At 62.3% G+C, this 23,443-nt stretch carries 20 protein-coding genes; 10 read left to right on the top strand and 10 right to left on the bottom strand.

What is annotated here, in order from left to right; translation table 11 throughout:
* Positions 1–83: 83 nt before the first annotated feature.
* From ACM6IP_RS14685 to ACM6IP_RS14665, 5 genes are all read left to right on the top strand, one after another.
* On the top strand, positions 84–758 hold the full coding sequence (locus tag ACM6IP_RS14685; RefSeq protein ID WP_177440723.1) for a CsgG/HfaB family protein: 675 nt from the start codon (positions 84–86) through the stop codon (positions 756–758).
* A gap of 28 nt (positions 759–786) precedes the next feature.
* Positions 787–1,155, top strand: a complete 369-nt coding sequence (locus tag ACM6IP_RS14680) for a DUF4810 domain-containing protein (protein ID WP_095171761.1) — start codon at positions 787–789, stop codon at positions 1,153–1,155.
* Positions 1,152–1,811: a DUF799 domain-containing protein gene (locus tag ACM6IP_RS14675; protein WP_095171763.1), complete on the top strand. Its 660-nt coding sequence runs from the start codon at positions 1,152–1,154 to the stop codon at positions 1,809–1,811. Before ACM6IP_RS14680 ends, ACM6IP_RS14675 begins: the two co-directional genes overlap by 4 nt.
* Positions 1,812–2,033: 222 nt before the next feature.
* Complete coding sequence (locus tag ACM6IP_RS14670; RefSeq protein WP_414861733.1) at positions 2,034–4,109, top strand: ATP-binding protein; 2,076 nt, start codon at positions 2,034–2,036, stop codon at positions 4,107–4,109.
* A gap of 123 nt (positions 4,110–4,232) precedes the next feature.
* Positions 4,233–4,472, top strand: a complete 240-nt coding sequence (locus tag ACM6IP_RS14665) for a DUF465 domain-containing protein (RefSeq protein ID WP_095171767.1) — start codon at positions 4,233–4,235, stop codon at positions 4,470–4,472.
* Between the two features lie 38 nt (positions 4,473–4,510).
* Here the strand turns inward: ACM6IP_RS14665 and ACM6IP_RS14660 are convergent, their stop codons facing one another.
* The gene (locus ACM6IP_RS14660) at positions 4,511–5,617 is read right to left on the bottom strand and encodes an SMP-30/gluconolactonase/LRE family protein (protein ID WP_414861732.1); all 1,107 of its coding nucleotides are present in this window, start codon (positions 5,615–5,617) and stop codon (positions 4,511–4,513) included.
* Positions 5,617–6,771 carry a sterol desaturase/SRPBCC family protein gene (locus ACM6IP_RS14655; protein WP_414861731.1) on the bottom strand — a complete coding sequence of 385 codons (1,155 nt, stop codon included), beginning with the start codon at positions 6,769–6,771 and terminating at the stop codon, positions 5,617–5,619. The genes ACM6IP_RS14660 and ACM6IP_RS14655 overlap by 1 nt, the downstream gene beginning before the upstream one ends.
* 120 nt (positions 6,772–6,891) lie before the next feature.
* Between ACM6IP_RS14655 and ACM6IP_RS14650 the strand changes: the two genes are divergently transcribed.
* Complete coding sequence (locus ACM6IP_RS14650) at positions 6,892–7,296, top strand: DUF488 domain-containing protein (protein ID WP_414861730.1); 405 nt, start codon at positions 6,892–6,894, stop codon at positions 7,294–7,296.
* A 6-nt stretch (positions 7,297–7,302) separates the two neighbouring features.
* On the opposite strand, the gene ACM6IP_RS14645 is transcribed toward ACM6IP_RS14650, so the two are convergent.
* From ACM6IP_RS14645 to ACM6IP_RS14635, 3 genes are all read right to left on the bottom strand, one after another.
* Positions 7,303–8,166 carry a LysR family transcriptional regulator gene (locus tag ACM6IP_RS14645; RefSeq protein ID WP_159996843.1) on the bottom strand — a complete coding sequence of 288 codons (864 nt, stop codon included), beginning with the start codon at positions 8,164–8,166 and terminating at the stop codon, positions 7,303–7,305.
* A 143-nt stretch (positions 8,167–8,309) separates the two neighbouring features.
* A complete protein-coding gene (locus tag ACM6IP_RS14640; RefSeq protein WP_095171774.1) occupies positions 8,310–8,624 on the bottom strand; it encodes an SCP2 sterol-binding domain-containing protein in 315 nt (104 codons plus the stop codon).
* A 51-nt stretch (positions 8,625–8,675) separates the two neighbouring features.
* Complete coding sequence (locus ACM6IP_RS14635; RefSeq protein WP_414861729.1) at positions 8,676–9,386, bottom strand: histidine phosphatase family protein; 711 nt, start codon at positions 9,384–9,386, stop codon at positions 8,676–8,678.
* 205 nt (positions 9,387–9,591) lie between these two features.
* Between ACM6IP_RS14635 and sohB the strand changes: the two genes are divergently transcribed.
* Positions 9,592–10,614: a protease SohB gene (gene sohB / locus ACM6IP_RS14630; protein WP_095171778.1), complete on the top strand. Its 1,023-nt coding sequence runs from the start codon at positions 9,592–9,594 to the stop codon at positions 10,612–10,614.
* Between the two features lie 222 nt (positions 10,615–10,836).
* A complete protein-coding gene (locus ACM6IP_RS14625; RefSeq protein WP_414861728.1) occupies positions 10,837–14,739 on the top strand; it encodes a dermonecrotic toxin domain-containing protein in 3,903 nt (1,300 codons plus the stop codon).
* Positions 14,740–14,766: 27 nt separating this feature from the next.
* On the opposite strand, the gene ACM6IP_RS14620 is transcribed toward ACM6IP_RS14625, so the two are convergent.
* A complete protein-coding gene (locus tag ACM6IP_RS14620; protein ID WP_095171782.1) occupies positions 14,767–15,261 on the bottom strand; it encodes a DUF934 domain-containing protein in 495 nt (164 codons plus the stop codon).
* Positions 15,245–16,903, bottom strand: a complete 1,659-nt coding sequence (locus ACM6IP_RS14615) for a nitrite/sulfite reductase (protein WP_095171784.1) — start codon at positions 16,901–16,903, stop codon at positions 15,245–15,247. Before ACM6IP_RS14615 ends, ACM6IP_RS14620 begins: the two co-directional genes overlap by 17 nt.
* 521 nt (positions 16,904–17,424) lie before the next feature.
* Between ACM6IP_RS14615 and ACM6IP_RS14610 the strand changes: the two genes are divergently transcribed.
* Positions 17,425–18,510 carry an ABC transporter substrate-binding protein gene (locus ACM6IP_RS14610; protein ID WP_320332572.1) on the top strand — a complete coding sequence of 362 codons (1,086 nt, stop codon included), beginning with the start codon at positions 17,425–17,427 and terminating at the stop codon, positions 18,508–18,510.
* Between the two features lie 8 nt (positions 18,511–18,518).
* Here the strand turns inward: ACM6IP_RS14610 and ACM6IP_RS14605 are convergent, their stop codons facing one another.
* Positions 18,519–18,737, bottom strand: a complete 219-nt coding sequence (locus ACM6IP_RS14605) for a DUF2970 domain-containing protein (protein ID WP_095171787.1) — start codon at positions 18,735–18,737, stop codon at positions 18,519–18,521.
* A 113-nt stretch (positions 18,738–18,850) separates the two neighbouring features.
* Between ACM6IP_RS14605 and ACM6IP_RS14600 the strand changes: the two genes are divergently transcribed.
* On the top strand, positions 18,851–19,696 hold the full coding sequence (locus ACM6IP_RS14600; protein WP_414861727.1) for an SDR family NAD(P)-dependent oxidoreductase: 846 nt from the start codon (positions 18,851–18,853) through the stop codon (positions 19,694–19,696).
* A gap of 75 nt (positions 19,697–19,771) precedes the next feature.
* Here the strand turns inward: ACM6IP_RS14600 and ACM6IP_RS14595 are convergent, their stop codons facing one another.
* Both ACM6IP_RS14595 and ACM6IP_RS14590 read right to left on the bottom strand, forming a co-directional pair.
* Entirely contained in the window at positions 19,772–21,544 is a 1,773-nt protein-coding gene (locus ACM6IP_RS14595; protein ID WP_414861726.1) for an acyl-CoA dehydrogenase C-terminal domain-containing protein, read from the bottom strand.
* 76 nt (positions 21,545–21,620) lie between these two features.
* Entirely contained in the window at positions 21,621–23,243 is a 1,623-nt protein-coding gene (locus ACM6IP_RS14590) for an acyl-CoA synthetase (RefSeq protein ID WP_095171790.1), read from the bottom strand.
* Between the last annotated feature and the right edge of the window lie 200 nt (positions 23,244–23,443).

Genomic DNA, 23,443 nt, shown 5'->3' with positions numbered 1-23,443 from the left:
TATCTTTTGTTGCTGCAACGTGCAGTAACCAGGCCTGTTCGTGCCGGGATAAACAGTTTTTACATAAGGAATATGCAGTGAGAATGATCTCTCGGATGGTGCTGTCAGGTGCAGCGATAGCCATCGCGGCCACGCTCGGCGGATGTGCAACCGAAAGCTCCCGTGCCTTGCCGGTGGCCAAAGTCGAAAGCGCCACTCAGGCCTGGAGCGGTGCTCGGGTGCCTATGGCAGTCGGCAAGTTCGACAACCGCTCCAGCTACATGCGCGGGATTTTCTCTGATGGCGTAGACCGTCTCGGTGGCCAGGCCAAGACCATCCTGATCACACATTTGCAGCAGACCAACCGCTTCAGCGTGCTGGACCGAGACAACATGGGTGAAATCCAGCAGGAAGCGGCTATCAAGGGCCAGGCCCAACGCCTCAAGGGCGCCGACTTTGTGGTGACCGGCGATGTCACCGAGTTCGGTCGCAAGGAAACCGGCGATCGCCAACTGTTCGGCATTCTTGGTCGTGGCAAGACCCAGGTGGCTTACGCCAAGGTCAACCTGAATATCGTCAACATCAGCACCTCGGAAGTGGTGTATTCGACCCAGGGCGCGGGCGAGTACGCGTTGTCCAACCGCGAAGTGATCGGCTTCGGCGGTACCGCTTCCTACGACTCGACCCTCAACGGCAAGGTCCTGGACCTGGCCATGCGCGAAGCGATCAATCGTCTTGTAGACGGCATGAACGCCGGTGCCTGGAAGCCGGGCAACTGATCAAGGTCGATCACCAGGAGCGATACCGATGAGCAAGTGTATGGCGTGGCCAATGATGGCCCTGGCCTTGTCGGGCAGCGTGTTGCTGGCCGGATGCAGCACCCCGAAAACCCTGTACCAATGGGAAGACTACCAGCCCCAGGTGTATGAGTACTTCAAGGGCGAAGAGCCCAAGGAAGCTCAGGCCGAAGCGCTGGAGCGCGACCTGCAGAAGATCAATGCCACGGGCAGCACCCCGCCACCGGGTTACCACGCCCACCTGGGGCTGTTGTACCTGAGCATGGGCAAGGACGATCAGATGGTGCAGCAGTTCCGGACCGAGAAAGCCCTGTTTCCCGAATCCGGGCCGTACATGGACTTCCTGCTCAAGAACGCCAAGACCGGAGATGCCAAATGATCGTGCGCTCAGTAAAACTGCTGGCTGGGGCCCTGGCCCTGGCCCTGCTGGGTGGATGTGTCAGCCCCAAGACCGTGGACTATTCGGCGTACAAGCAAAGCCGTCCGAAAAGCATCCTGGTGTTGCCGCCGCTGAACGACTCGCCGGACGTCAAGGCCACTTACAGCATGCTGTCCCAGGTGACCTTCCCATTGGCGGAAGCCGGTTACTACGTCTTGCCCATCGCCCTGGTTGACGAGACCTTTCGCCAGAACGGCCTGACCACGCCGGCAGACATCCACCAGGCGCCCGCCAATAAGCTGCAGGAGATCTTCGGTGCCGACGCCGCGCTCTACATCACCGTGAGTGAGTACGGCACCAGCTACATGCTGATCGCCAGCGACACCGTGGTCACGGCCAGCGCCAAGTTGGTGGATCTGCGCACCGGCACTACCCTGTGGACTGGCACCGCCCGGGCCTCCAGCGAAGAGAGTGGCGGCGGCGGTGGTGGCGGCCTGGTCGGCATGCTGATTACCGCGGCGGTCAAACAGATCGTCAACAGCTCCACCGACGCCGGTCACCCGGTTGCCGGCATCACCAGTGTCCGGCTGCTGTCAGCTGGGCAACCAGCAGGCCTGCTGTATGGACCGCGTTCGCCCAAGTACGGCACCGATTGAGCTGAACTGACTGCGGATTCAGGCGTAGCTCGGCCCGCACATCGCGGGCTGACAAGCGCCGCGAGTTGGACAACAATGAAACCATCAGCGCCGGCCGCGCTCCAAGCTTTGAGCGCGGGCCCACCTGCGTCGGTCCGTTGTTCCACCTTTGCGCTGTGCGCACAGAGTCCATCGATGCAGTTTCTAACGCAGAATCATGGTTGTAGCGGGTGGAGCGGCGAAATGGCCGAACGCATTCGCGCGTTCGACTGGAGCGTCACCGAACTGGGCAGCTACGATACCTGGTCGCGCAGCCTGCGCAGTTCGGTGCAGTTGCTGCTGGCCTCACCGGTGCCGCTGGTGATGCTCTGGGGACGCCCCGGCTACATGATCTACAACGATGCCTATTCGGTGTTTGCCGGCGGGCGTCATCCCTATCTGCTCGGCTCGCCAGTGGAACTGGGTTGGCCGGAGGTCGCCGAATTCAACCGTAACGTGGTCGACACCTGCCTGGCTGGTGGCACCCTTTCATACCGCAACAAAGAGCTGGAGCTGTTGCGTAACGGCCAGCCCGAAGCCGTGTTCATGGACCTCTACTACAGCCCGGTGGCCGATGATGACGGCGTGCCGGCCGGGGTCCTCGCGATTGTCGTGGAAACCACCGCCCACATGACCTCTGAACGCCTGCGCGAACAGGCCGAAGCAGCCTATCGTGCCGACAACGAACGGGTACGCCTGGCGCTCAATGCCGGGGCCTTGCTGGGGTCGTTTGTCTGGGACATTCGGGCCAATCTGCTGTCCGGGGATGAGCGGTTTGCGCGGACTTTTTCCTATCCGTGCGAGCAGTCGCTGGAGCTGATGTCACCCGAGTACGCCGCGACCAGAATCCATCCCGATGACTTGCCAGAGGTTAATCAGCTGGTGGAGCAAGCCCTGGAAAATGGTGGCCCGTTCAATGCTGAATACCGTATCCGGCGGGCGGATGACAGTTATTGCTGGGTGCTGGCCAGTGGTTGCTGCGAGTTCGATGAACAAGCTCAACCCCTGCGTTTTCCCGGGGTGCTGATCGATATCCACGAGCGCAAGACTGCCGAAGAGAACCTGCTCAAGTTCACCCGCAACCTGGAGCAGCGGGTCGCCGATGAGGTGGAAGGGCGCCTCGCCGCTGAGGAGCAATTGCGCCAGTCGCAGAAACTCGAAGCCATTGGTGGATTGACCGGCGGCATTGCCCATGACTTCAATAATCTGTTGCAGGTGATCGCCGGCAACCTGCACCTGTTGGCCCGCCATGAAGCCGAGAACGCCAACGTGCAGCGCCGGGTCGGTGCCGCCCTGGCAGCCGTCGAGCGCGGTGCCATGCTGTCCTCGCAACTGCTCGCCTTTGCCCGCCGCCAGCCCTTGTCGCCGGCGGTCTACAACCCTCGGCAAATCTACCAGCGCCTGGGGGAATTGCTGCAGCGTGCGCTGGGCGAAACCATTCAGATCGATGTGCAACTGCCCGACGACCCCTGGTGCATTTCGGTCGACCGCAACCAGTTGGAAAACGCCTTGCTCAACCTGGCGATCAATGCCCGTGACGCGATGCATAGCGAAGGCACGATTGTGATCAGTGGCAAAAACGTCGTGCTCGATCGCTTCGTGTGCGTCGGCAAGGGCATCAGCGCTGGCGACTATGTGCGCCTGTCGGTGATCGACCCCGGCGAGGGCATGGATGCGGCGACCCTCAAGCAGGCGTTCGAACCGTTCTTCACCACCAAGGCCGACGGCCAGGGCACCGGCCTGGGCCTGAGCATGGTGTTCGGTTTCGTCAAACAGAGCGGTGGGCATATCGAGATGACCAGCGAGGTCGGCGGCGGCACGTGCGTGCACATGTATTTTCCTCGCAGTGAACGCGCCCAGAGCCGTGAGATGCCATCGCGAAGTGTGCCAGGCACAGGCGGCAACGAGACGATCCTGGTGGTGGAGGACAACGAGGAAGTACGTGGTACCGCCGCCGAATTTCTCCAGGCCTCGGGCTACCAGGTGTTGCTCGCGGGCAATGGCGACAGTGCCATGCAGTTGCTGCTGGACGGGGCGACGGTGGACCTGATTTTTACCGACGTGGTGATGCCCGGGCTGATCAAGAGTTCCGACCTGGCCGCCTGGGCCAAGGTCCAGGTGCCTGCAGTGGCGGTGCTGTTCACCTCGGGCCATACCCGCGACATCATTTCCGACAATCATCAGCTTAGCCCCGACACCTACTTGCTGAGCAAGCCCTATGGTCCGGATGCGCTGTTGAGCATGATCCGCAGTGTCCTGGGGGAGAGCGGCCGCGGGTGAGGGGCGACGAACGGACACCGCTGGTCCGATTGACGGTCGACAGCGACCCTCAGGCAAGGCCATGCTGATAACTGGTGAACACAGGACAAGTGTTCGCCACCGATCAACAAACGGAGGTGTTCCATGCCGGTGAAACATGACCTGTATCAGGACTTGAGCTATTCAAAGGAAGACATTCAGAAAAAGCGTGCCAATGATCCCCACCTGCACGCGCTGCTGGATAAATACTCGGATATCGACACCCAGGTACTGAAGGCGGAAGCCGCTGCCCAGGCCGACGACGAGGTGAGGAAGCTCAAGGCCAAACGCCTTACGATCAAAGACGAAATCTCCAAAAGCTTGAACGGTGCCTCCAAGGCTTGACCACTCGGCGGGGGCGCAGCGTCGCCCCCGTGATTTACTCAAGGCAGTGCTGACAACGCCTTGGCCAAAGGCAGTCGCACCATATGACTGGACTTCAGCGAACCGAAATACAGCCAGTCGCCATACTCGCGGACCGTGGTGATGGGTGAGTAGTTGCCACTGCTGGCATCCTGCAGGTTACTGATCACCTTGCCGTCCAGATCCAACCCCAGGGCAAACGCTCGGCGCTCCACCGGCTTGGGCAGGAGCATCATCGCCCTGACGATCATCTTGCGCACGAACGGATACCCGGCCAACCCATCGAGCAGGCTGTTGCGCGGTGCGTACAACGCCACCCAGAAACGCTCCTGGCCATTGAAGCTGAGGTTGTCCGGCAAGCCCGGCAGGTTGTCGACGAACACTTCGCGGGTGCGTGCCTTGGGGCCGCTCAGCCAGTAGCGGGTGATGCGATAGGCACCGGTTTCGTTAACCAGCACAAAGCTGTCATTGGGCCCCAGCGCCACGCCATTGGCGAACTCCAGGCGGTCCAGCAACTGCTCGGTCTTGCCACTCTGGAAGTCATAGCGCAACAGACGCCCGTCACCCCCGTGCTCGATGATCGCCTCGCCATCATGGCCGTAGCCCCACCGACTGGAAGCATCGCTGAAATAGGCGTAGTGCCCGGTCCGGTCGATGACCACATCATCGGTAAAGCCCAGGGGCACGCCGCCGGCCTCGGTGCTCAGGGCGATCAACTGGCCTTGGGTATCGAGGGCCAGCAGGCCCTTGATGGCGTCGGCGATGATCAGCCGGCCATCCGGATGCCGGGCCAGGCCCAGGGGGCGGCCGCCGGTGTCGGTCAGCACCTTGAGGACCTTGCCGTCCAGGCTGCTGCGGATTACCCGGCCGTCATGCAGGCCGCTGATCAGGAAGCCGTCTTCCAGCAGCAGGGCTTCGGGCCCCGGGAGGTTGGCCGCGCCGACGTGCTCCACGTCCCTGAGCCGTTGGTTTTCGGCAAACACCCCCGAGACCAGGGAAGGTGCTGGCGACGGCTTCCAGGCCACGGGTTGCACCTGGGTCGGCGCCAGCAGCAGGAACAGCCCGATCAGCACCACGACCACCAACAGCAAACCACTGAGGCTGACGCGCCGGCGCGCGCCGCTCATCAAGCGACGGCTCCGGCGGGCTTGACCAGCGTGCCCAGCGCGCGGTCGCGCAGGGCCAGCAGCGACACCGCTGACTCGCGGTCGATCCGCCGCTTGAGCAGCAATTGATTGGCCAGGCGCATCCACAGACCGCTGAAGCGGTACTCCAGGGTACGCACAAAACGGCTGCCGTCGCCCTCGCTGCTGCATTCATAGGTCAACAGCAATTCCAGGCCATGATCGCCCTGGGCCCGGGCGCTCCAACGACGCCCCGGCAGGTATTCGTTGACCTCCCAGCTCAGGTGCCCGGCGCGACCACCGGCGTGGATGTCCTCTTCAAAACGTGCCCCGGCATGCAGCGGTCCTTGCGGCCCCTCGACCCGCAGCGAGGAGGGGTGCCACTCCGGCCAGCGGGTGGCGCTGCTGGCGTAGGCGAGCACGGCAATCGGCTCGCGGGCAATGTCGATCTGGTGCTGCAGGCGGGTCATGGGCGTTCTGCTCCAAGGCAGGTGGGCGTGGTTGGGGTGGTCTTCCCAGTACAGCGTGTCAAACAGGTAGTCCATCAGTGGCAACACGATGTTGAAGTTGCGCGCCTGCATCAGCTCGCGCCGATGATGCAGTTCATGCAGGTGGCGCATCTGGCGGATCCACGGCAGGCGGGTGAGGGGATTGCTCGGCGGCAGGTGTTCGCAGGCATGAAACACTTCGTAGGTCAGGTAGCCGAGGATCATGCAGCCGGCGAACAGTCCAGCAACGTTGCCATTGAACTGCGCCAGCAACCACCAGGCGGGCAAGGTGACCAGCAGGCAATGCACCACGATCAGCCAGGCCGGAAACAGAATCACCCGCCAGTCGCGCGCGGTGTCGTAGGCCATTTGGCCGGGGGCGAAAAAACTGTGGTGATCGCCGGCATGACGGGCATAAAACAGGCGGGCAAAGGCATGCTTGTGATGGCCCAGGTGCCGGTGCACGGTATAGACCACCAGGTTGAACAGCAGCAGGGTCAGCGGCACCGCCAGCCATTCGAGCACTTGCACCTGCTCCAGCGTACCCCAGAACAGGCTGATCGCCGTGATCCCGAACACCAGCACAAACCCTGCGTGTAGCCACGGATTGTAGAAGCGGTGGATCTCGGCGCGATATCGGTTGCGAAACGCCTGCGTGGTTTGCCTCACCCTGATCACCTGTTGTCGTTGTTATTGACAGAAGATTAGTCGCGGGCAAATTATCCGGCCAATGGATCTGCGTAATAGCCGGTGATCCAGGCGCTGAATGCCGATCCGGGAGGCCAGGTGATGATTGACTGCAAACGTGCTTACGCGCCGGCGGAGGCCAGTGACGGTTGTCGAGTGCTGGTGGATCGGCTCTGGCCGCGCAATTGTCCCCGCCAGCAGTTGGCGCTGGCTCAATGGCTGCCGCAGGTGGCGCCCTCGACTGCGCTGCGACGCGCCTTCAAGACCGCCGAAATTGACTTTGCGCACTTTCGCCTGGGTTACCGACAAGAGTTGGCGGCGCAACCGGGCCATTGGTGGCAATTGCTGGAGTTGGCCGAACGTGGCCCGCTGACGCTGATCTACGCGGCTCGTCATGAGACGCAGAACAATGCCCGAGTCCTTGCCGAGTGGCTGGAGGACGAGCTGGACCGATGTGACACTGGCAGTTCACCGGTGTGTTATGCCGAGCTGTTCAAGGCGCCTTGAGCGCCTTCAGAGCAGTGGGTCCCAGCGCTGTGACCAGTCGCTTTCCCGCTGGACCAGTTGGCGCAGTAGCTCGAACGCCTGCTGCAGTACCTGGGAATCACGATCGCGCGAATACACCAGGAACGTCGGGTAGCTGAACTCCGGCGCCTTGGGCACCCGCTCCAGCACCCCGCTGTCCAGATAGGACTGCACCACCCGGGTCCGGAAGTAACCGGCGCCACCGTTCTGCAGAATGTACTGCAACGCCAGCGGCCCGAGGTTGAAACTCAGCACGGCTTTGGCCTTGTCCGGCAGCGCAGAGTCGTGCTGACGGCGAAAGTCGCTGCCCCAGTCGATGTACACATAGGGTTCGGGTTGCGAGGGCAGTCGTACCAGGATCAGCTTTTCCTCGAGCAGTTGCTCGACCTGCAGCCGCGGCCAGTATTCGGGTTGAAACACCAGGGCGGCGTCCAGCACGCCCATTTCCAACTGCCGCAGCAGGGCTTCGCCGTTGCCGATTTCCGTGCGCAGGGCGTAGGCCGGAATGTTGGCGCGAATGTCCCGGGCCCAACTGAGCATCAACGGATTGCACAGGCTGACCTCGCCACCGATGTGCAGCACATTGCGGTAGCCGTCCGGCAGGGGCAAGTCGCGGCGGGCCGCCTCCCAGGTCTGCACCAACTGATTGGCATACACCACAAAGGCCTCACCGTCGGCCGTCAGGCGGGCGCCGGCACGGTTGCGCACGAACAGGGTGGCGGCCAGTTGGCTCTCGAGTTTTTGTACCCGCGCGGTGATCGCGGTCTGGGTGACGTGGAGTTTTTCCGCGGCCGCGGCCAGGCTGCCGCAACGCACGATTTCCAGGAAGGTACGGGCGAGATCGATGTCCATGGGCCGGTCGCTGACGTAAAGGGCCCCGCAGTGTAGAGCAAGCGGGCACTGAAGGCCCGTCGGGGGCCTGAAACGACGAATCCCGCCTTGGCGGCGGGATTCGTCTGCAGCTTGGCCGGGCCTCCACAGGGGAGGCCGCTGGCTTAGGCCGGGAACAGCTCGGACAGTTTCATCGCCAGCATCATGTCGCCTTCAGCGCGCAGTTTGCCGCCCATGAAAGCCTGCATGCCATCGGTTTCGCCGCTGACGATGCCTTGCAGGGTTTCGCTGTCCATGACCAGGGTCACTTGGGCGTCCGGGTTCTCGCCTTCTTTCAGTTCGCAGGTGCTGTCTTTGACAACCAGCGAGAAGTTCTTGTCTTCGTCGATACGGAAACCGAACACCAGGTCCAGGCCGGCAGCGGCGGCTGGGTTGAACTTGGCTTGCATTGCTTGTACGGCGTCAGCTACGGAGGTCATGGTTCGATCCTTTTATGGGGTGTTACAGCAAGGGTCACAGTAATCCGGGGTTCATCGGAAAGTGATGAGTTCCGGGGCCTTCAACAGTTGCAGGTGGGCATGACTGTTGAAAGAAGCCAGGGCCACCTCGCGACCACGGAACTTCAAGTGGTTGAGCGAGGTGTTGACGATTTGCCAGTTCAGCTCGAAAGCCTGTTTGGCTGGCATCAGCGTAATCAGGTGGAGCAGGGCGGTAATGGTGCCGCCGGAGGTGAACACGGCGATCTTCTGGGTGTTGTCGGCCTGTTCCAGTATGCGTTGCAGGCCGGCCTGCACCCGTTCGACAAACCCGAGCCAGCTTTCCAGGCCGGGTGGGTCGTAGGTGCCGGCCAGCCAGCGCTCGATGATCAGGGCGAAGATGCGCTGGAACTCGCCGCGGTTGTGCGCCGCGTTGCGTAGGATGTGCAGGGCCTCGGGTTCTTCGGGCAGCAGGTCCGGGAGCAGCGCACGGATCACCGCGTCGGCGTCGAACTCATTGAAGGCCGAGTCGGTCTCCAGGGTCGGCACCGGCAGGCCAACGGCGGCGAACTGCGCCAGCGCGCTGTTGGCGGTGTGTTGCTGGCGGCGCAGGTCGCCGGCCAGGCAGCGATCGAAGCTCAGCCCCAGCTCAGCCAGGTGGCTGCCGAGGATTTCTGCCTGGCGCACCCCGGTCGGCGACAACACGTCGTAGTCGTCTGCACCGAAGGAGGCCTGGCCATGTCGAATCAAGTAGATGCTGCCCACGTCCGCGTCATCCCGGTACGTTGAAGGTTTTGCGAGGTTATGAGGATGCCGGTGAGCTGTCAATGAAAAAACATACGCTTGTTTGAAATGCTCGTTGGAGGCCCCTCGCATCAGGTTTCACGGCTGGCCGCAACGCGGTCGCATGGGTATGCTGGAGCTATCCGCGCCCGCGTATCGAGCGGCGCACCGTCGTTAAGGAGTCCATGTGGAGTTTTTTGCCGAGTACGCAAGTTTTCTGGCTAAAACCGTTACCCTGGTGATCGCCATCCTGGTGGTCCTGGCCAGCTTTGCCGCGCTGCGCAGCAAGGGCCGGCGTAAATCAGCGGGCCAGTTGCAGGTCAGCAAACTCAACGATTTCTACAAGGGGCTGCGCGAGCGCCTGGAGCAGACCTTGCTCGACAAGGACCAGCTCAAGGCCCTGCGCAAATCCGAAGCCAAGTCCGAGAAGAAGCACAAGAAAAAGCCTGAGGCCAAGCCGCGGGTGTTCGTCCTCGACTTCGACGGCGACATCAAGGCCTCGGCCACTGAGAGCCTGCGCCACGAAATCACCGCGCTGCTGTCCCTGGCCACGCCCAAGGACGAAGTGGTCCTGCGCCTGGAAAGCGGCGGTGGCATGGTGCATAGCTACGGGCTGGCCTCCTCGCAACTGGCGCGGATTCGCCAGGCCGGCGTGCCACTGACCGTGTGCATCGACAAGGTCGCCGCCAGCGGCGGCTACATGATGGCGTGCATCGGCGAGAAGATCATCAGCGCGCCCTTTGCCATCCTCGGCTCGATCGGCGTGGTGGCGCAGTTGCCCAACGTCAATCGGTTGCTGAAAAAACACGACATCGACTTTGAAGTGCTGACCGCTGGCGAATACAAACGCACCCTGACGGTGTTTGGTGAAAACACCGAGAAGGGCCGGGAGAAGTTCCAGGAAGACCTGGATGTGACCCATGAACTGTTCAAGAACTTCGTCGCCCGTTATCGCCCGCAACTGGCCATCGATGAAGTGGCCACCGGGGAAGTCTGGCTGGGTATCGCCGCGCTGGACAAACAACTGGTGGATGAACTCAAGACCAGCGACGAGTACCTGGCCGAACGCGCCAAGGGCGCCGAGTTGTTCCACCTGCACTATGCCGAGCGCAAGAGTTTGCAGGAGCGTGTCGGGTTGGCTGCCAGTGGTTCGGTGGATCGCCTGTTGTTGACCTGGTGGAGCCGCTTGACCCAACAACGGTTCTGGTAACTAACCAGGGATCTGTGTCGTCATGTAGGGGGGAACTCCTACAGGTTTTTTCCAAGCCCTGAATACAAGTAGCGATCCTTGTTACGGGGCTTTTTTGTCATAGATGAATAACTGACTTCATGTGTCGGGATTTCGCCGCCAGTTGGCGATTTTTCCGGCGCGGATCCAGCAGTTCGATCGCTTAGGCTGGGGGTTCCCCACCCACCGCAATGGAACTGCCCAATGAATCAACCTCAACACCCTTTGCCCTTGGCGCTTTCGCGCGAAGACCTCAAGGCAACAGTCGATACCGTCCTGCCGTTATCGCCCGCGCAGTTCGCCAACCAACTGATTCAAGCCAAATGGGGTCATGACCTTGATCCCGAGACCGCGCAACTGGTCACGCTCAACTACAACTTTCACGGCCATCCAGCCCAGGCGGGTGTCGAGCAGGGGCGGGTGGCGAGCACCCGGAGCCTGACCCAGCTCCTGGTGGACAATTATCAAACCGTCGGTGACGGGCGTTTTGGCGAAACGGCGTTCGGTTTGTATACGCCACCCGATATCGGCCCAGCTGTGCAAATCGTCGCCAAAGTCGATGAGTTTGCCTATGTCGGCAGTGGCAACCATGACACCTATGAAGGCATCTACCGTCAGGCTGATCCGCAGACCTACGACCCTTCAACCCAGCTGAAAATCCGTCCTGTGGATTTCAAGCGCTGGGTCTGGGATCTGGAGTTGAAGGACCGCTACAGTGACTATCTGGACCAGGCCTGGCCCACCGATGAGGTCATCATTGCAGCGCCAGCCTACCCGCTGCGCACCTCGGTCAAGACGGCCCTGGTCATGGCGGCGTACTTGCAGCGCCAGGAGCACAGCCTGAGCGAACAGGGTTTGGCCATCGTCCTGCAAGTGGCCGGCCTGGCGCCGCAGCAGCCTTGGGCGCAGGTGACGCTCGAGCAGTTGCAGGCACCGAGCCGCAGCTCGCGCCAGGTCGAAGTCGCGCGCCTGGTGATCTATCGCTACAGCGCCACGGATATCTGGAGTTTTTCTCGTCCCGGCGACCCGAGCGTCGTGCTCTACATCCCCGGCAACTCCTCACCCTTGCATGAGTTTGCCGATACCCGTGCGCTCTGTGCCTGGATCGTGGAGCAGGCCAGGGATGCCGACAAAAAAACCGCACTGGCTGCGCACTTTGCCGAAGACGACCGTGTCGATGGAACCCTCCATGCCGGGGTCGTAACTGCCCTGGAGGGCATGGCGATCTATCCCAGGCAGCACCATCTGCAGCCGGGCCATGGGTTTTTTAATGATGATGGGTACTGGGATGCCGCCAACTATGTCCATCTGGACGTAGCGCCCAGGGCGACCGACCCGTGCGCACAGTTGGTCCTGAGCATGAAGCGGGCGGCCCGTGCCAGCGTTGAAAGCATCCGCGATGACGCTCAGGTCAATCGCGATAACCTCAATGCGGTGGTTGAACCCATGGTGCAATGGATCAACCGCTATGCCCCCTTGGCCTTGTTTGTCCCCGGCGGTGAAGGCCTGTTGGCGCTGGCCGGGATCATCGATGCCGGATATGGCCTGGACCAGGCCGTCAATGGCAGTGATGCGCAGGCGCAGGCCAATGGTGTGACACGCCTGGTGTTTGGCTTGCTCAATGCCCTGCCATTGTTGCGGGCCGGTGCGGTGTTGCGCGGCGAGGCTGGCGCATTGGAGCAGTCGCCCGCTGCTGAGGCCCTGAAGGACCCCGACGGCAGCCTCGACTCTCCTGAACTCTCTACAGCCGTCCCATCACCAGGCCCGGCCACGCGCCTGACCCTGTTGCGTGGGCTGGGTGCGCCGGTGGCTACTTTCAGTGATGAACTGTTGCAGCAGATCGGCAAAGTCAGTGCGGTCGATGACGACATGCTGCACTTGATGCAGGCTGGTCGCCGGCCACCGACGCCGTTGCTGGCCGATACCCTCAGCCGTTTCCGGCTCGACCAGGAACTGGCCGGCGTTGCCGATCCCGCTGCGCGTAGCGAGCTGTTCAATCGCCGCTACCTGGCACTCCAGCACTCGGAGAATGAGTGGGTGCGCCTGTTGCAACGCCAGTATCCCGGCCTGCCGAAAGCCGTTGTGGAGCAGATGCTCGACCGCGTGGGCGTTGACCTCGCCCAGGATCTCGATCCGGCCGCCTGCCGCCAGGTTCTCAAGCGGCTCGACGCCAAGGCCCGTCAATATCAGCAGCACGTGCGCTTGAATCGAGCGTATGAAGGGCTGTACCTGCGGGCGATGAGCAACCCGGAGTCGGACACCCTGGCCCTGCATACCCTCGGGCGCCTGCCCGGCTGGCCGAAGGGTATGCGGATCGAGGTGCTGGACGGCTCGATCAGTGGGCCTGTGCTGGATCATATCGGTCCAACCGATGGCGCCGATTGTCGGCGCTTGATCCGGGTCGGCGCGGGATATCAGCCGTCCGATGTGGCCGCCAACGCCGAGGCTGCAATCGACCTGTATAGCGGGCTGCTTGCGCAGCTGGACAAAGAACAGCGTGCAGCCTTGGGTTTGCACGGAGCGGACCAGGCCGCACAGTTGCGCCGATGTCTTGCGGACCAGGCGTTGTCGCGCTCCGAACTCATGCATGGCCTGGGCCGGATGGATCTGGGCTTGCCGTTCGAGCCTCAGGGGCTGGCAGGCGGCGGTTTTCCCACGACTCTCCAGGGCAGTGCGCTGACCCGCGAAACCATACGCCTGCAGGTCCGCGACCTATACCCCGATTTCACCGATGCCCAGGTCGATGAGCTGCTGCAACGCGAAGGGGCAGGAGCGGCCGCCTGCCTCGACAGGCTGCACAACCAGTTCCAGCAACTGCTGGCGCAACTCAACCTGTGGCTCGATCAGACCGTGCAGGACATCGGCGACATGCAGCACGGTTTTCTCGCCGTCGGTGATCTCGAAGCAGGCGGGATGAACCAGGCTCAGGTGCATGCCCATAACCTGGAGATACTGCAAGCCGATGTTGGTCATGAGCGTGAAGCGCGCAAGGAGCTGGCCCAAGACCTGATTGCGATCTGGCAGCAGCGCACGCCGGCCCCCGGTTGCCTGTACAGCGGCGATGCCATAAACGGTTTCTCGATCAACATGGATTTCGAGGAGTTCCACCGCCTGCCGAACCTCGATGTACGGTTCAGCGCAGTGCGCGAATTGTCCATGCGCGATATTCACCTGGTGGAGCGCGACAGCCTGAACATCTTTCTGCGCAGCATGCCGAATTTGCACAGGCTGAATCTGGAGCGTGTGGATCTGCGTCTGCTGGCCACCGAGGATGACCTGCAAGGCAGATTGCCTGCCGCGATCCTCGACATGAAGGGCTTGCAGAACCTCAATCTGCGCTCGACCTTCCTGGTGTTCGATGAGCGCAGTGCTGGCCAGTTGAGTGGCCTGAAGCAGTTGCAGAAGCTGGACCTGAGTGACAACCCTCTGGGCGTTCCGCCGCTGGTAATGGGGCTCGATGAACTGCAGGTGCTGAACCTGCAGGGTACGGGCATCAGTTGGTGCCCGGTGGGTGTCGCCAAGCAACCCTACCTGACGTCACTGGACCTGCGGGACAACCAGATCAGCCGCGTTCCCCAGGCGATCCTCAACCAGGCGGTATCCCGTGATCGGCTGGGGTTGTGGGGCAATCCACTGACGGATGAGGACACCCTGCTGCGCCTGGTCGAACACCGCGAACGTACCGGCATCAATCTCTGGCTGAGCCAGCCGGGCGAAGGGTATGGCAGCGCCCAACCTTGGTTGGCGGAAGGCGACCCGGCGCTGCAGCAGGCTCGTCAGTCGGTCTGGCAGCGTCTGTCCGTGCGGCCCTCGGGCACGGCGCTGCTACGGGTAATCGATGGGCTGAGCCTGAGTGCGGACTTCCAGGTTGACTATCTGGCGTTGCAGGCGGGGGTCTGGCAACTGTTGGTCGAGGTCGATGCCAGTGAGGAGTTGTGGGGCTGGTTAGGCCGGCTTATCGAATCGACGCCGGGGGATTCGCAAAACCCGTTCAGGTTGTTCGCTGTGCTGGAAGACCGCGCCCGGCTGTACCGTGACTGGGTAGCCCTGGGACGGCCGATTTCGATGGCGGGGCAGGATCTGCCTCGAATGGGGGAGGCGCCTTGAACCCGGGGTGGGTCCAAGGCGTGACGATCAGCGGCGACGGAACAGCGGCAGCGGTTCGTCAGTGGCGGCCTGGTAGGTCACCGAGAAGTCCTTGAGGCTTTCCAGCGCTTCGTACGGGTCTTTGTCGGCACGCAAGGCGTAGGCGTCAAACCCGCAGCGGCGCAGGTAGAACAACTGGTCGCGCAGGATGTCGCCAATCGCCCGCAGCTCGCCTTTGAAGCCGTAGCGGTCGCGCAGCAAACGGGCGTTGGAGTAGTTGCGGCCGTCGGTGAACGCCGGGAAATTGAGGGCGATGACCTGGAATTTATCCACGTCGTCACCGATTTCCTCGGCTTCTTCATCGGCGTCCAGCCACACGCCCAGGCCGCCATCACGGGCCAGGAGCATGCGCCCGTGTTCGCGCCACAGTTGCAACGGCACGATGTAGTCGTCGCAGTTGCTGATCTCATCGATGTTGAAATCCTTGGGCAGCAAGTGCCAGGTTTCGTCGATGACTTCGTTGTTCTTAATGATTCGCTGCATAGACGCGTTCCTTGAAGAGGTCGATGCCGATACGTTGATAGGTGTCGATGAAGCGCTCGTCTTCGGTACGTTGTTCCACGTACACATCGATCAGCTTCGAGATCACGTCCGGCATGGCGTCCTGGGCGAAGGACGGGCCGAGGATCTTGCCCAGGCTGGCGTCGCGGCTGGCGCTGCCACCCAGGGACACCTGGTAGAACTCTTCACCTTTCTTGTCCACCCCGAGGATGCCGATGTGGCCGACGTGGTGGTGACCACAGGCGTTCATGCAGCCGGAGATGTTCAGGTCCAGTTCACCGATGTCGAACAGGTAGTCCAGGTCATCGAAGCGACGCTGGATCGATTCGGCAATCGGGATCGACTTGGCGTTTGCCAGGGAGCAGAAGTCACCCCCCGGGCAGCAGATGATGTCAGTCAGCAGGCCGATGTTCGGCGTGGCAAATCCTTGCTCGCGCAACTCGCCCCACAGGGTGAACAATTGGCTCTGCTCGACGTCGGCGAGAATGATGTTCTGCTCGTGGGAGGTGCGCAGTTGACCAAAGCTGAAGCGATCGGCCAGGTCGGCCACTGCGTCCAGCTGTTTGTCGGTCAGGTCGCCCGGGGCAACGCCGGTAGGCTTGAGCGACAGGGTCACGGCAACATAACCCGGCTTCTTGTGGGCCAGGGTGTTGCGGGTGCGCCAGCGAGCGAAGCCTGGGTGTTGCTGGTCGAGTTCGGCCAGTTCGGCGCTCTGGTTGTCCAGGGCCTTGTAGTCCGGGTCGACGAAATGCTTGGCGACACGCTGCACTTCGGCTTCGGTCAGGGTGGTCTGGCCACCGCGCAGGTGCTCCATTTCCGCGTCGACTTTCTGGGCGAAGACTTCCGGCGTCAGGGCCTTGACCAGGATCTTGATCCGCGCCTTGTACTTGTTGTCGCGACGGCCATAGCGGTTGTACACACGCAGGATGGCGTCGAGGTAGCTCAACAGGTCTTGCCAGGGCAGGAATTCATTGATGAACGCACCCACCACTGGCGTACGCCCGAGGCCGCCGCCAACCAGCACGCGGAAACCCAGTTCGCCTGCGGCGTTGTGCACCGGCTCCAGGCCAATGTCATGGACTTCGATGGCGGCGCGGTCGGAAGTCGAACCGTTGATCGCAATCTTGAACTTGCGCGGCAGGTAGGCGAATTCCGGGTGGAAGGTGGTCCACTGGCGGACGATCTCGCACCACGGGCGCGGATCGATCAACTCGTCGGAGGCCACGCCGGCAAACTGGTCGGTGGTGACGTTGCGCAGGCAGTTGCCGCTGGTCTGGATGGCGTGCATCTGCACGGTGGCCAGCTCAGCCAGGATGTCTGGAATGTCTTCCAGTGCCGGCCAGTTGAACTGCACGTTCTGCCGGGTACTGATGTGGGCATAACCCTTGTCGTAGTCGCGAGCGATCTTGGCCATCATTCGCGTCTGCCGCGAAGTCAGTTGGCCATAAGGCACGGCAACCCGCAGCATCGGGGCGAAGCGCTGGATATAAAGGCCATTTTGCAGGCGCAGGGGGCGGAATTCTTCTTCGCTCAGCTCGCCTGCCAGATAGCGTCGGGTCTGATCACGGAACTGCTTGACGCGGTCCTCGATGATCCGCTGATCGTACTCGTCGTATACGTACATATAAGTCCTGTTCTCAGGCTTGGGCCCCTCGAAAATCGCGGCGTTTCTCGCTCGCTGAGTTCCGAAAATGCCTTGGCAATTCTGCGCGCACGGCCGCGCACTCCCCACGGAGCCGGGGCAAGATACCAGTTTGCGTTTATGCGCAAAAGTGATGTTTGAGTATATGGAAAGAACCAAATCGACTAATGAGACTGATTATTGTCTTACCCTTATTTGTCGTATGGGCAATCCTCGACTTAACTGTGATCGAGTCTTCATGCAATCACCGATAAAACCGACAAGAGGCGATGCAATGAGCAATCCGACCAAAGCAGGCAAAAGCGATAGCAGCGTCGATGCGTGGGCGATTCTGTTCCTGATCATCCTGGTAGTGGGCACTGCCGTGTACTGGGTCAGCCATCAGTAAACCCGCGTGGCCGGGCCCTGATCCGCTGATTGTCGGACGACACGTTAATTAACCGCAATGTGCCAGCCAGTGGCCGGCTATAATGCGCGGCTAATTTTCGGGGCTCGGTTGTTTAATGTTCAGGTTCGTGTGGGGGATTTTACTGACGCTTTGCGCGGTCTTCGGACCCGGCGCGCAAGCGGCGTCGGTGGTATTCCTCAATCCGGGAACCACCATGGAAGTGTTCTGGGTCAGCTACAGCCAATTCATGCAGGCGGCCGCTCGCGACCTGGGCATGGACCTGCAGGTCCGTTATTCCGAGCGCGTGGCGCAATCCACCATCGAGCAGGCACGCGAAGTGCTGCTGGGGCCCAACCGCCCGGATTACCTGGTGTTCGTCAACGAACAGTATGTCGCCCCAGAAATCCTGCGCCTGTCCCAGGGTAGCGGGGTCAAGCTGTTCATGGTCAACAATGCCCTGACCGCCGACCAACTGGCGTTGCTCGGTGACGCGCGGGAAAAATACCCCGACTGGCTCGGTAGCCTGGTGCCCAACGACGAGGAGGGCGGCTACCTGATGCTCAAGGAACTGATCCGCCAACATCCGCCCGTCGCCCCCGGCCAGAAGCTGGAGTTGCTGGCGTTTTCCGGACTGAAGATCACCCCGTCCGCGCAGTTGCGCGAGAAAGGCATGCAACGTGCGCTGCGTGAGCATCCCGAGGTGCAATTGCGACAGATGGTCTATGGCGCCTGGAAGCGCGAGCGCGCCCATGAGCAGGCGGCACAACTGTTCAAGCGTTACCCTGGGGTATCGCTGGTCTGGGCCGCCAATGACGAGATGGCCTTCGGCGCCATGCAGGCTTACGAGGAGGTCGGTGGGCAACCGGGCAAGGGCGTCTTGTTCAGCGCGGTGAATACCTCGCCGGCGGCGTTGCAGGCGTTGCTGGACGGGCGCTTGAGCGTGTTGGTAGGCGGCCATTTCAGCCTCGGCGGCTGGGCCCTGGTGCAGTTGCATGACTATGACCAGGGTGTGGCCGTCGAACAGTACGGCGGGCGCGACCGGCAAATACCGCTGTTGCAACTGATCGACCGCAACCAGGCCCGGCGCATGCTGGCGCTGCGCGACAGCCAGGGCTACGGAGTGAATTTCCGCAGCCTGTCGGCCAAGGGCCGTCCAACCAGTTACCGCTATCCGTTCAGCCTGCAGACCCTGATGCGCTGAGCCGCTCGCTAGACCCCGGCCAGATGCACCACCAACTTGACGATGGCAAACAGGGTCAGGGCAAACACCGCCGTGAATATGATCCCCAGCAGCACAAAATGACTCGGCTTGCCGTGGGTAAAGTCGCGAGCGCGGTTCTTCCCGCTTTGTACGCCAAAGGCCGCCGCCATCACGCTGTGGAGCATCTGCCAGAAGCTGGGGGGCTTGTTGTCGATTGGATCGTCCATAAATCCCTCGTCACCGGTGGGTGTCAGCCAAGCATAGTCAAACTTCCCGGGAGCGGGGTGGCCAGGTCGCTCCGGTAGAGGGTAGGGTGGCGTGGTCTATCAGGAGAAAGACCATGCAATTTAAAGGAACCACCGCAATTGTCACTGGCGCCGGCCGAGGCCTGGGCTGGTGCTATGCAGAGGAGCTGGCGCTGCGTGGCGCCAACGTGGTGATCAGTGATGTCGGGGCTGACAGTGTCGGCGCCGGCAGCGACGGCTCGATCGCCCTGGACGCCGCTCGGGCGCTTCAAGAGCAGGGTCTGAGTGTCATCGGCCACGCTGGCGACCTGGCCTCGCAACAGGGCTGCGAACACCTGGTGAACAGCGCCATCGAGGCCTTCGGTCAATTGGATATCCTGATCCATAACGCCGGCTGGGTCGGCTACCAGGCTATCGAGGACAGCGACCCTGGGTTCATCCAGCGGGCGCTGGAGATCAACGTCTACGCCCCCATCTGGCTGTGCAAGCACGCCTGGAAACACCTCAGGCAGTCAGATGCACCGCGGGTGGTGCTGACCACCTCCGACCGCGCCATGTACCAGGTCTATGCCCAGTCGGGCCTGGCGGCCTACGCCGCAGGGAAAATGGCCCAGTTGGGCCTGATGAATGCCTTGAGCATGGAGGGCGCAGCCGATGGCATCCTGGTCAACGCCGTCTCACCGGTGGCCAAGACCCGGATGTGGGGTGTCACCCAAGAGCCTGACGAACTCAAGCCCCAATGGGTGGTGCCCGGGGTGATCTACCTGGCTTCGGCGCAGTGCCAGGACAGCGGCTATGTCTTGCGAGCCAGCAACGGCCAATTCACCGCCACCCGCTTCAATGAGAACCCGCACGTCAGCTATCCCCGCGACCTGGCCCGGGTCGAGGCTGAGAGTGCCGAAGAGGTAGCGCAGTTGTGGGGGCAGATCAGGGAAGGCTAAGGGTGTGCGCAACGTCAGGCGCCCGCCGTGGAGACGGGCACCCATTGCCCCGCCCTCGCGAGGGCGCAAGGGGCCTCAGAACTGTTCGGCGCTGAGGTCGAACAACGGCTGGCTGCCAGCACGAATCGCTTGCTCCAGGCCCAACACCCGTGGCAGCAGGCGCTGCATGTAGAACTTGGCGGTGGCCAGTTTTGCGCCGTAGAACCCGGGGTCGTCCTGCAACTTGTGTTTCGCCACCTGGGCCATGCGTGCCCAGAGCCAGGCATAGGCGACATAGCCGAACAGGTGCAGGTACTCCACCGAGGCCGCGCCGATTTCGTTGCGATTGTTCGCGGCCTGGTCTTCCAGCCAGTCGCTGAGGTCTTCCAGGCGTTGCACCGCCTCGATCAATTGCGTGCGGTAGGGCGCATCCGGTTGTTGGGCGAACTGGTGGATTTCCCCGGTGAACAGGCGCAACGTCACGCCGCCGTCAGCCAGCACCTTGCGCCCCAGCAGGTCCAGGGCCTGGATGCCATTGGTGCCTTCGTAGATCTGCGCGATGCGCACGTCTCGCACCAGTTGCTCCTGGCCCCACTCCCGGATGTAGCCATGGCCGCCGAACACTTGCTGGCCGTGGATGCAGCTTTCCAGGCCGGTGTCGGTGAAGAACGCCTTGGCCACTGGCGTCAGCAGGGCCACCAGGGCCTGGGCGCGGTCCTGCTCGGCAGGGTCGGGGGAGAACTTCGCCAGGTCCAGCTGTTGCCCGACGTAACTGGCGAACGCCCGGCCGCCCTCGGTCATGGCCTTGATGCTCAGCAGCATGCGCCGCACATCGGGGTGGACGATGATCGGATCGGCGACCTGCGCCGGAGCACTGGCCCCGTTGGCTGCCCGACCCTGCAGGCGGTCACGGGCGTAGGCCACGGCGTTCTGGTACGAGGCTGCGGCGCAGCCGATACCCTGGATGCCGACGGACAGGCGCTCGTAGTTCATCATGGTGAACATCGCCGCCAACCCCTTGTTGGCTTCGCCCACCAGCCAGGCGCTGGCGCCGTCGAAGTTGATCACGCAGGTGGCCGAGGCCTTGATACCCATCTTGTGTTCGATCGAACCACAGCTCACCGCGTTGGCCGCGCCGAGGGAACCGTCCGGGTTGACCAGCACCTTGGGCACCACAAACAGCGAGAGACCCTTGGGACCGGGCGGCGCATCCGGCAGCTTGGCCAGGACCAGGTGGATGATATTTTCGGTCAGGTCCTGGTCGCCTCCGGTGATGAAGATCTTGCTGCCGCTGATCCGATAGCTGCCATCGGCCTGGGGTTCGGCGCGGCTGCGGACAATCCCCAGGTCGGTGCCGGCATGGGCTTCGGTCAGGCACATGGAGCCGGCCCAGCGGCCTTCATACATGGGCGGCAGGTAGAGGCGTTTGAGGGCGTCGCTGGCGTGGGCGTCCAGGGCCAGGCAGGCTCCGGAGCTCAGGGCGCTGTACAGGGCGAAGCTTGAGTTGGCAGCGTAGAGCATTTCCTCGAACTGCACGGCGAGCATCTTGGGCATGCCCATGCCGCCGAAGTCGGGATTGCCGGACAGGCCGACCCAGCCGCCTTCGATGTAGGTGGCATAGGCCTGCTGGAAACCCTCGGGAGTGCTGACCAGGCCGTCGTGCCACTGGGCACCCTGTTCGTCGCCACTGCGATTCAATGGGGCGATCAGTTGGCCGGTGACTTTGGCGGCCTCCTCGAGAATGGCATCGGCGGTGGCGGCGTCGACCGTCTCGGCCAAAGCCGGCAGGCGCGCCCACAAGGCCTGGGCGTCGAACACTTCATGCAGGACAAAGCGCATGTCGCGCAACGGGGCGTTGAATTCGGGCATTACGTGAACCTCAATGGGACTGTGGGCACGGCGAGGTCTACACCCCGCCGCCGGACGGTTGGACCACACGCCTGGTTTACAGGGCCTGGGCCCGCTCGCGCAGGAGGTACTTCTGGATCTTGCCGGTGGAGGTCTTCGGCAGCAGGGTGAAGACCACGCTGCGCGGCACCTTGAAACCGGCCAGGTGGTCGCGGCAGAAAGCGATGATGTCGGCCTCGCTGACGTCCTGGTGATCGGCCTTCAGGGTGATAAAGGCGCAGGGGGTTTCTCCCCACTTCTCATCGGGACGGGCGACCACCGCCGCTTCCAGCACGCCGGGGTGGCGATACAACACACCTTCGAGTTCGATGGTGGAAATGTTCTCGCCGCCGGAAATGATGATGTCCTTGAGCCGGTCCTTGATCTCGATGTAGCCGTCCGGATGACACACCGCCAGGTCGCCGGTATGGAACCAGCCGCCCGCGAACGCCTCGGCGGTGGCGGTAGGGTTCTTCAGGTAGCCCTTCATCACTGTGTTGCCGCGCATGAAGACTTCGCCGATGGTCTGGCCGTCGCGCGGAGTGGGCGCCAGGGTCCGCGAGTCGCCGACCATCACGCCCTCCAGCGTCGGGTAACGCACCCCCTGGCGGGACTTGATCTGGGCCCGTTCATCCAGGGCCAGTTCGTCCCATTCGGCGTGCCAGGCGCACAGCGTCACCGGGCCATAGGTTTCGGTCAGGCCATAGACATGAGTGACCTTGATGCCCATTTCCTCCACGGCGCCAATCACCTTGGCCGGCGGTGCGGCACCCGCGACCATGGCGTTGACCGGGTGATCGATGGCCGCCTTCGCCGACTCTGGCATGTTGACCAACGCGTTGAGCACGATGGGCGCGCCGCACAGGTGCGTGACCTGGTGCTCGCGGATCAGGTTGAGGATGCGCTGCGGATCGACCCGGCGCAGGAACACATGCACACCGGCCAGTGCGGTGATGGTCCAGGGATAGCACCAACCGTTGCAATGGAACATCGGCAGGGTCCAGAGGTACACCGGGTGGTTGCCGATGGACCAGGTCATCTGGTTGCCCAGGGAGTTCAGGTAAGCCCCGCGGTGGTGGTACACCACGCCCTTGGGATTGCCGGTGGTGCCGGAGGTGTAGTTCAGCGAAATGGCCTGCCATTCGTCCGCCGGCCACTGCCAGGCAAAGTCCGGGTCGCCTTCGGCCAGCAGCGCTTCATAGTCCAGCTCGCTGACAGCCTCGCCTTCGCCGTACTCCGGATCGTTGACATCGATCACCAGCGGCGGGTGATCGAGCATCCCCAGCGCCGCGTGGATCACCCCGTGGAATTCACGGTCGGTGATCAGTACACGGGCTTCGCCATGCTGGAGCATGAAGGCGATGGCTTCGGCATCCAGGCGCACGTTGAGCGGGTTGAGCACGGCGCCAATCATCGGCACGCCGAAATGCACTTCGAGCATCTCGGGAATGTTCGGCAGCATCACCGCCACCGTATCGCCCTGGCCTATTCCGCGCCCGGCCAGAGCCGAAGCCAGGCAGCGGCAACGATCGTAGGTCTGCTTCCAGGTACGGCGCAGCGAGCCGTGGATCACAGCGGGGTAGTGGGGGTAGATGCTGGCAGTGCGCTCGATGAAACTCAGGGGCGACAAGGCGATGTGATTGACCGGGACAGGGCTGAGCCCTTGTTCATAAATCGACATGACGGATTCTCGGTGGCTGATTGTTAGCTCTACGGACGACCCTGGGCGCGGTGGCCGGGATCGTCTCTTGGGTCCGGTAGACTTTATATAATATTCGTCGATCTATATGGAAGTTAAACCTAAGCACTATAGTATATGTACTATATTTGTTTCATCCAAAGCCATGGCCGGTATATGCTGGGCGCCCCGGATGAAGTAGA

The organism is Pseudomonas sp. IT-P176, from assembly GCF_949767245.1.
Classification (GTDB): Bacteria; Pseudomonadota; Gammaproteobacteria; order Pseudomonadales; family Pseudomonadaceae; genus Aquipseudomonas.
The sequence above is the reverse complement of the archived record's forward strand: the minus strand, read 5'-3'. Positions and strand labels throughout refer to the sequence as shown.

Excerpts from the sequence above, each read along its gene's own strand:
- ACM6IP_RS14685 (WP_177440723.1), top strand. The coding sequence starts at position 84 with ATGATCTCTCGGATGGTGCTGTCAGGTGCAGCGATAGCCATCGCGGCC.
- ACM6IP_RS14680 (WP_095171761.1), top strand. The coding sequence starts at position 787 with ATGAGCAAGTGTATGGCGTGGCCAATGATGGCCCTGGCCTTGTCGGGC.
- ACM6IP_RS14675 (WP_095171763.1), top strand. The coding sequence starts at position 1,152 with ATGATCGTGCGCTCAGTAAAACTGCTGGCTGGGGCCCTGGCCCTGGCC.
- ACM6IP_RS14670 (WP_414861733.1), top strand. The coding sequence starts at position 2,034 with ATGGCCGAACGCATTCGCGCGTTCGACTGGAGCGTCACCGAACTGGGC.
- ACM6IP_RS14665 (WP_095171767.1), top strand. The coding sequence starts at position 4,233 with ATGCCGGTGAAACATGACCTGTATCAGGACTTGAGCTATTCAAAGGAA.
- ACM6IP_RS14660 (WP_414861732.1), bottom strand. The coding sequence starts at position 5,617 with ATGAGCGGCGCGCGCCGGCGCGTCAGCCTCAGTGGTTTGCTGTTGGTG.
- ACM6IP_RS14650 (WP_414861730.1), top strand. The coding sequence starts at position 6,892 with ATGATTGACTGCAAACGTGCTTACGCGCCGGCGGAGGCCAGTGACGGT.
- ACM6IP_RS14645 (WP_159996843.1), bottom strand. The coding sequence starts at position 8,166 with ATGGACATCGATCTCGCCCGTACCTTCCTGGAAATCGTGCGTTGCGGC.
- ACM6IP_RS14640 (WP_095171774.1), bottom strand. The coding sequence starts at position 8,624 with ATGACCTCCGTAGCTGACGCCGTACAAGCAATGCAAGCCAAGTTCAAC.
- ACM6IP_RS14625 (WP_414861728.1), top strand. The coding sequence starts at position 10,837 with ATGAATCAACCTCAACACCCTTTGCCCTTGGCGCTTTCGCGCGAAGAC.
- ACM6IP_RS14620 (WP_095171782.1), bottom strand. The coding sequence starts at position 15,261 with ATGCAGCGAATCATTAAGAACAACGAAGTCATCGACGAAACCTGGCAC.
- ACM6IP_RS14615 (WP_095171784.1), bottom strand. The coding sequence starts at position 16,903 with ATGTACGTATACGACGAGTACGATCAGCGGATCATCGAGGACCGCGTC.
- ACM6IP_RS14610 (WP_320332572.1), top strand. The coding sequence starts at position 17,425 with ATGTTCAGGTTCGTGTGGGGGATTTTACTGACGCTTTGCGCGGTCTTC.
- ACM6IP_RS14605 (WP_095171787.1), bottom strand. The coding sequence starts at position 18,737 with ATGGACGATCCAATCGACAACAAGCCCCCCAGCTTCTGGCAGATGCTC.
- ACM6IP_RS14600 (WP_414861727.1), top strand. The coding sequence starts at position 18,851 with ATGCAATTTAAAGGAACCACCGCAATTGTCACTGGCGCCGGCCGAGGC.
- ACM6IP_RS14595 (WP_414861726.1), bottom strand. The coding sequence starts at position 21,544 with ATGCCCGAATTCAACGCCCCGTTGCGCGACATGCGCTTTGTCCTGCAT.
- ACM6IP_RS14590 (WP_095171790.1), bottom strand. The coding sequence starts at position 23,243 with ATGTCGATTTATGAACAAGGGCTCAGCCCTGTCCCGGTCAATCACATC.